Source organism: Maribacter sp. PR66 (genome assembly GCF_028464205.1).
Lineage (GTDB): Bacteria > Bacteroidota > Bacteroidia > Flavobacteriales > Flavobacteriaceae > Maribacter > Maribacter flavus.
On the sequence record NZ_JAQPCH010000021.1, the window covers coordinates 1 to 6832 of the forward strand.

Genomic DNA, 6832 nt, shown 5'->3' on the forward strand with positions numbered 1-6832 from the left:
ATGAATTACAACAACAAAAGGAAGTGCTGGAAGAAGAATTTACAGCAGAACAAACGGCTTTCAACAATTTGCTCAACCGCGATGCAATGATGACGGTTGACGTCGTTTCAGAAATGGAAATCCCGCAGGAAGACCCATTTTATTCTAATGATGCGCTATCACTCAATCCTGAACTGCTCAAATATGACAAACTCTATGAATCGGTAGCACAATCTGAACTGCTCAACCAGCGCGAGAGTTTGCCTATGATTGGTTTTGGTTTAGACTACCTGCCCGTAACGGAACGCAGCGATGTCAATTTCAGCGATAATGGGAAAGATGTATTGATGCCGATGGTGTCGGTTTCCATCCCCATTTTCAACAATCGCTACAAATCCATTTCAAGGCAAAATGAACTGCGACAGCAAGAAATAGAAACCCAACGGGAACAGCGATTGAATGTGCTGGAATCCGCTTTCGCGAAAGCGCAATCACAACGTAACCAAGCACGCATAGCATACAACACACAAGCTCGTAACCTGAAACAAGCCAAAGATGCCGAAGAAATTCTGGTAAAGAACTATGAGACCGTCACTATCGATTTTAATGATGTGCTGGACATTCAGGAATTGCAATTAAAGTTTCAAATAAACCAAATAGAATCTGTGAAGACCTACTATGTGCAAAGTACAATCATTAATTATTTAATTAAGTAAACAATGAAAACACTTAACACAATACTTCTCTTATTCTTAACTTCAATTACATTCGCCCAAGTTGGGACAAATGGTGAAGATAGAAAAGAAGAAGGTCGAAACATAAAAGAATATAACCTTACTATCGAAGAAAATGAAATAACCCTTGCAGGTGTAACCGCAAACGGAATGACAATTAATGGTGGCATTCCAGGTCCTACATTAGAATTTAATGAAGGTGACCTTGCCATTATTAACGTAACCAATAAAATGGATGAAGAAACCTCTGTACATTGGCACGGTTTAATACTTCCTAATTTTTATGATGGTGTGCCTTATTTAACTACGCCACCTATAAAACCAAATACTACATTTCAATATAGAATACCTATAAACCAATCTGGTACATATTGGTATCATTCCCATACGATGTTACAAGAGCAAAAAGGAGTTTATGGCTCAATCGTCATTCATCCTAAAGAAAAGACTTTGGACTACGACAAAGATTTGGTTGTAGTGTTATCTGACTGGACCAACGAAAAACCAATGAATGTGTTGCGAAACCTTAAACGAGGAAACGAATGGTATCAGGTTAAAAAAGGGACAGCAGTACCATTAAGTAGAGTGATTAAAGAAGGTGCACTGGGAGCACAATTTAATTTTTGGCGTGATAGAATGGAAGGTGCAGATATTGCAGACATCTACTATCCTGCGTTCTTGTCCAATGGTAAAAAACTTGCAGAATATCCAGAGTTTAAAACAGGTGAAAAAGTACGACTACGTTTTATCAATGCATCTGCTTCATCTTATTATTGGGTGGATTTTGGTGGTGGTAACCCGATGATAGTTGCGAGTGATGGTGTGGATGTAACACCAGAATATAAAAACCGATTTCTTTTTGCAATTGCCGAAACCTATGATGTCATTGTAACCATTCCAGAAGGCACTTTAGAAATTACTGCCACAGCGCAAGATGGTTCTGGTAGTACATCCATTCACTTGGGTAGCGGAAAATTGTATCCAGCAACTGTAATAGACAGACCAGATAAAGTGGCTATGATGAAGCAAATGGCAAAAATGGATATGAAGATGGGTGCACCTGCTTTAGTGGGAAATAAAAATAGAAATACACCCGAAGCCCTAATGCAGAAATATGGAATGAAGATGAATATGGATATGAAAGACGGACAGATGAAGATGGAGAATGAAATGAATATGGAAATGAAAAAGGATGCGACGCCAATGAATCATAAGATGTCTACGATGCAAAAGGACACCGCTTCATTTAATTATGATACACGTAAAACTTATTTCAATTATGATTTTTTAAAGGCAAAGGAAAACACCACTTTTAAGACTGATGTGCCAGTAAATGAAATTTTACTGAATCTAACAGGTAATATGCAGCGCTATGTTTGGAGTATGAATGGCGTACCACTTTCGGAAACAGACAAAATTAAAATTAAAAGTGATGAGGTTACAAGGATTACCTTAAATAATCTGACAATGATGCACCACCCAATGCACTTGCACGGTCATTATTTTAGGGTGATTAATGAAAATGGAGAGCGTTCACCATTAAAGCACACGGTTAACGTACCACCAATGCAAAAAGTGGTCATCGAATTTTATAACGAAGAATATGGTGATTGGTTCTTTCATTGTCACGTACTATATCATATGATGGGTGGTATGGCAAGAGTATTTAGCTATGATACACCACGAGATGAAAGGATGAAACCTTATCCAGTACAAAACCTAATTGACGAGACAGACCATTACTATTCGTGGGGAATGCTTCGTGGAGGTTCAAACTTTAATGAACTTTTATTGATGTCGAGCAACATCCGCAACGAATTTGGACTACGTGCCGAGTTTGATTATAACCAAAATGCCGAGATAGAAGTGAATTATAATAGATATCTCAATGATTGGGTACGCGTGTACGCAGGCGTAAATACTGAAACTTCAACACCAGATTCTTATGATACATTCAATACTGTGGGATTGGTTGGAGTTAAATATTTCACGCCTTATAGGTTTAATGTGGATGTGAGTATTGACCATCAACTTCGCCCAAGAATACGTCTGGACAGGGAGTTGTTGATTTTTCCAAGAATTTTCTTGGAAGGTGAATATGAGTACAGAGCAGATTTTGGATGGGTCAATGAGTTAGAAAATAACAAATCTTATGAAGGTGAAACTCAATGGTTAATTGGAGCTTCATATATCTTATCCCGCAACTTTTCAATACAAGGAAATTATAATAACAGATATGGCTGGGGTGGCGGTCTTTTAGCCCGATTTTAAAAAAAACGATTAATAACTTTTAAACAAACAAAAAATGAGCAAATTAAAATTAGTATTAGGAGTGGTTGCAATAGCATTTGTAACCTTAACAGTAGTGTCTTGTAAAGATGCTAAAACAGAAAGCAGTACCAATTCTGAAACGAGTACTGAGGAAGACCATTCAAAAATGAACCACGATAATTCCGATGGGCATCATGATAGCGAGAAAAAGGAAATGGCAATGAACGGAGATGGGAATGCACAAGCGGTTCTTAATGACTATTTCAGTCTTAAAGATGCCCTCGTAGGCGATGATAATGATAAAGCAAAGGAAATGGGAGGCACATTGGTTAAATCTCTTAAATCTTTTGATGCATCAAAATATTCTGAAAGTGAAAAATCAGAATTGAATGACATTATCGAAGATGCTACGGAACACGCAGAGCATATTTCAGAAAGTGACATCAAACATCAGCGTGAGCATTTCAAAGTATTGAGTAAAGATGTTACAGATATGGTTGCCATTACGGGAACAGGGATGAAGCTTTATGAGCAATTCTGCCCAATGTATGATAACAATAAAGGTGGTGCTTGGCTTAGTATGAACGAAGAAATTAGAAACCCCTATTTCGGTGATAAAATGTTGAAATGCGGTAAAGTACAGCGAGAAATCAACTAATTGAAGTTTTTAAAAATCATAGCGTGGCTTGCCCTTGTGGCATTGGTAGTGATTCAGTTCTTTCCAATAATCCTGAACGAGAGCGATTATGTACCGCAAAGTGATTTTATGGTCGAAAATCAAGTGCCTGCAACGATAAAAAATCGGTTGCAGGTTTCTTGCTACGATTGCCACAGTAATAATACAGATTATCCGTGGTATAGTAAGATACAGCCTGCGGCTTGGTTTCTGGAAGATCACATACAAGAAGGTAAGGACGAACTTAATTTTAATGAATGGGCAACATATTCAGACCGGCGAAAGAATAGTAAACTTCGGTCTATCATAAGCCAAATCGAAGAAGATAAAATGCCCTTGGATTCTTATACACTCATTCATAAAGATGCAATTCTTTCAGATGAAGATAAGAGGATGATAATAGATTATATGACAGCGTTAAAAGACAGTTTGGAATAAAGTCCTGATATGGGAAGGGAAAGTTGATGGTTGGTTAGTTAGTAGCCCTTCCCTTGTCAGGCACAATAAAAAATATTAGAAAAATGAATAATGATATAAATGAATTTGAGTAAAAATTCTTAAAAATAAACAGGATGAATGCACTTAGAAAAACTACAATATTCGCATTAATTATAATAGCAACAAGCCAAGTGTTCGGACAAGATACAAACACAGAAAAGCAAGCCGTGCTTAAAGTAATGAAAACCTACAAAGATGCGCTACAAAACTTGACAACCGAAGGTACTTTTGACTTATTTACAGAAGATTCCGAGGTTTTTGAATCTGGTGGTGTTGAAGGCACCTATGCCCACTATATAGAACATCATTTGGGTCCAGAATTGGGGCATTTCAAGAAGTTTGAATTTTCAGATTATGAAATTGATGCAGAAGTAGATTTGCCCTATGCGTTTACTACCGAAACTTATGTCTACACCATAGTTCTCAATCCCGATGATAAAGCCAATACTCGAACCATAAAGAAAAAAGGGGTGGCGACTTCTATCCTTAAGAAGATAGATGAAAAATGGCAGATAGTAAAAACACATTCATCATCAAGAAATGTTAAATAATTTTTAGCCAATCATAAAATGAAACACACCTACCACATACACGGAATGACCTGCAATGGTTGTCGAAGTCACGTAGAGGAAACGCTGTCTAAAGTGGATGGTGTTTCAAAAGTAACAGTTGATTTAGAAAAAGCCGAAGCGACCATAGAAATGGAATCCCATATTCCAATAGAGAAATTTCAAGAGGCGCTTAAAGCCGATGGTGGGCAATACAGTATCCATCAAAATGGCGAACATCAGCATACCCACGATAAGAAGAAAGTTGAGAAACCCAAAGGTCAAGGAACGGGAACATTTTACTGTCCGATGCATTGCGAGGGCGACAAGACTTACGACAAACCAGGCGACTGTCCTGTTTGCGGAATGGATTTGGTTGAAGAAGTTAACCTAACGGCTACTTCCGACACCCAATATACCTGTCCGATGCATCCCGAAATTATTAAGGATGAACCGGGAAGCTGTCCAATTTGTGGGATGGATTTAGTGCCTATGGAACCCGATTTATCCGCAGAGGAAAAGACCTATAAAAAACTTCTTAAAAAGTTCTGGATAGCGGTCGCTTTCACATTGCCCATTTTTATCATTGCAATGTCCGAAATGCTGCCCAACAACCCCTTATATGATGTTTTAGAATTAAAATATTGGAACTGGATTCAATTTGCGCTTTCTATTCCTGTGGTATTCTACGCTACTTGGATGTTCTTTGAACGTGCCTACCGCAGTATAAAGACTTGGAACTTAAATATGTTTACGCTTATCGGTATCGGTGCTGGCGTTGCTTGGCTCTTCAGCGTGTTCGGGATGCTCGTACCCGATTTTTTCCCTGACCAATTCAAGACCGAAGCCGGTACGGTTCACGTCTATTTTGAGGCTGCTACGGTGATTCTAACTTTGGTTCTACTTGGTCAAGTCCTCGAAGCTCGTGCGCATAGCAAGACCAATTCCGCAGTCAAGGAACTTTTAAAATTGGCACCTAACAAGGCTATAAAGGTAGTTGATGGGGAAGAACAGGAAGTGGCCATCGATGAAATTGAATTGGGCGATATCCTACGTGTGAAGCCGGGCGATAAGATTCCTGTGGATGGCGTTATTACCGAAGGCGAAACTTCCATCGATGAATCGATGATTACAGGCGAACCCATTCCTGTAAACAAATCAGTAGATGATAAAGTAAGTAGCGGAACTATCAACGGCAATCAGTCCTTCTTGATGAAAGCTGAAAAGGTTGGGTCTGACACCCTGTTATCACAGATTATACAGATGGTCAATGATGCCAGTCGAAGCCGTGCACCCATCCAAAAGTTGGCCGATACCGTTTCGGGATATTTCGTGCCAATCGTGGTCATCATCGCTGCTGTGACATTCGGCGTTTGGGCGATTTGGGGCCCAGAGCCAGCCTATGTTTATGCTTTGGTCAATGCGATTGCCGTATTAATTATCGCCTGTCCGTGTGCTTTGGGGCTTGCGACACCTATGTCCGTAATGGTCGGTGTTGGTAAAGGCGCACAAAATGGGGTGCTTATCAAGAATGCTGAAGCCCTTGAGAAAATGGATAAGGTAGATACTCTCATTGTCGATAAGACCGGAACGATAACCGAAGGAAAACCTACAGTTGAGAAAGTGGGTTCTTTTGAGAAGGGTTTTACCGAAACCGAAGTACTACAATACATTGTTTCCTTGAACAGCCAAAGTGAACATCCGCTGGCGGAAGCCACCGTAAAATATGGAAAAGAACAAAACGCAGAGTTTTTAAAAGCAGATGGATTTAACGCAGTTACTGGAAAAGGCGTTGAAGGTAAAGTGAACAATAAAAAAGTAGCCTTGGGTAATGCTAAAATGATGGAACAGGGCAATGCCACACTTACCGAAGCTATGGAAAACGAGGCACAATCCTACCAAAAACAAGGGAAAACGGTTTCCTATCTCGCTGTAGAAGGTCAAGTTGTAGGCTACGTGGTCATAGGTGATAAAATCAAGGAAACGAGTGCAAAAGCTATCAAGGATTTGCAGAATAAGGGAATTGCGGTCATTATGCTTACTGGTGATAATCACGATACAGCCAAAGCTGTCGCAGATGAACTTAACCTTGCCGATTTTCAAGCAAGTATGCTACCGGAAAACAA

6 protein-coding genes are annotated in these 6832 nt (G+C 39.4%); all 6 read left to right on the top strand.

Going from position 1 to position 6832, the window contains the following annotated elements:
- The coding region (locus PP181_RS17590) for a TolC family protein (protein WP_272638048.1) at positions 1-695 on the top strand (695 nt) is incomplete at its 5' end.
- 3 nt (positions 696-698) lie between these two features.
- Positions 699-2984 carry a multicopper oxidase domain-containing protein gene (locus PP181_RS17595; protein ID WP_127139831.1) on the top strand — a complete coding sequence of 762 codons (2286 nt, stop codon included), beginning with the start codon at positions 699-701 and terminating at the stop codon, positions 2982-2984.
- A 34-nt stretch (positions 2985-3018) separates the two neighbouring features.
- Complete coding sequence (locus PP181_RS17600) at positions 3019-3642, top strand: DUF3347 domain-containing protein (RefSeq protein ID WP_127139832.1); 624 nt, start codon at positions 3019-3021, stop codon at positions 3640-3642.
- The gene (locus PP181_RS17605; RefSeq protein WP_127139833.1) at positions 3643-4098 is read left to right on the top strand and encodes a heme-binding domain-containing protein; all 456 of its coding nucleotides are present in this window, start codon (positions 3643-3645) and stop codon (positions 4096-4098) included. It begins immediately after the preceding gene.
- 134 nt (positions 4099-4232) lie between these two features.
- Complete coding sequence (locus PP181_RS17610) at positions 4233-4709, top strand: YybH family protein (protein ID WP_127139834.1); 477 nt, start codon at positions 4233-4235, stop codon at positions 4707-4709.
- Between the two features lie 18 nt (positions 4710-4727).
- Positions 4728-6832: heavy metal translocating P-type ATPase (locus PP181_RS17615; protein WP_272638049.1), on the top strand; the 2105-nt coding region annotated here is incomplete at its 3' end.

Excerpts from the sequence above, each read along its gene's own strand:
- PP181_RS17610 (WP_127139834.1), top strand. The coding sequence starts at position 4,233 with ATGAATGCACTTAGAAAAACTACAATATTCGCATTAATTATAATAGCA.
- PP181_RS17595 (WP_127139831.1), top strand. The coding sequence starts at position 699 with ATGAAAACACTTAACACAATACTTCTCTTATTCTTAACTTCAATTACA.
- PP181_RS17600 (WP_127139832.1), top strand. The coding sequence starts at position 3,019 with ATGAGCAAATTAAAATTAGTATTAGGAGTGGTTGCAATAGCATTTGTA.